The organism is Flammeovirga aprica JL-4, assembly GCF_012844305.1.
In the GTDB taxonomy this organism is placed as follows: Bacteria; Bacteroidota; Bacteroidia; order Cytophagales; family Flammeovirgaceae; genus Flammeovirga; species Flammeovirga aprica.
In genome coordinates this window covers 1-612 of record NZ_JABANE010000390.1, presented here as the reverse complement: position 1 = coordinate 612, position 612 = coordinate 1, and the positions used below count along the sequence as shown (strand labels likewise).

The 612-nt window shown below is 60.6% G+C and carries 1 protein-coding gene; it reads right to left on the bottom strand.

All coding sequences use genetic code 11. From position 1 onward, the window contains the following. Window positions 1–612 (bottom strand): D-alanyl-D-alanine endopeptidase (gene pbpG, locus HHU12_RS34535; protein WP_169661223.1); only part of this gene is annotated, 612 nt, incomplete at both ends.

The window sequence follows — 612 nt, the reverse complement described above, 5'->3', positions numbered from 1 at the left end:
CCCGGTTTCAATCCAGGTCCGCAAGCGGCTGGCGTCAGCGAAGTGGGTATATTTGCCGAAGGCATCCATCACCACCAGCGCCACCGGACGTTGGTTAATCACCGTGCGCATAATCAGGCAGTGGCCGGCAGCGTTGGTGAAACCGGTTTTGGTCAGCTGAATGTTCCAGTTATCGCGATACACCAGATGGTTGGTGTTGCGGAACGGCAGGCTGTAGGCCGGATGGGCGAAGGTGGCGGTCTCTTCTTTGGTGGTGCTCAGCTGGCCGATCAGCGGATACTGCTCGCTGGCGATCAGCAGTTTGGTCAGATCGCGGGCGGTGGAGACGTTATGCACCGACAGGCCGGTGGGCTCCACGTAGCGGGTATGGGTCATGCCCAGCGCCTGGGCTTTGGCGTTCATCGCGCGAATAAAAGCGTCGTAGCCGCCCGGATAGTGATGCGCCAGGCTGGCGGCCGCGCGGTTCTCGGAAGACATCAGCGCCAGCAGCAACATATCGCGGCGACTAATCTGGCTGTTGAGGCGCACGCGGGAGTAGATCCCCTTCATTTCCGGCGTATGGCTGATATCCACCGTCAGCATCTCATCCAGCGGCAGATGGGCATCGAGCAC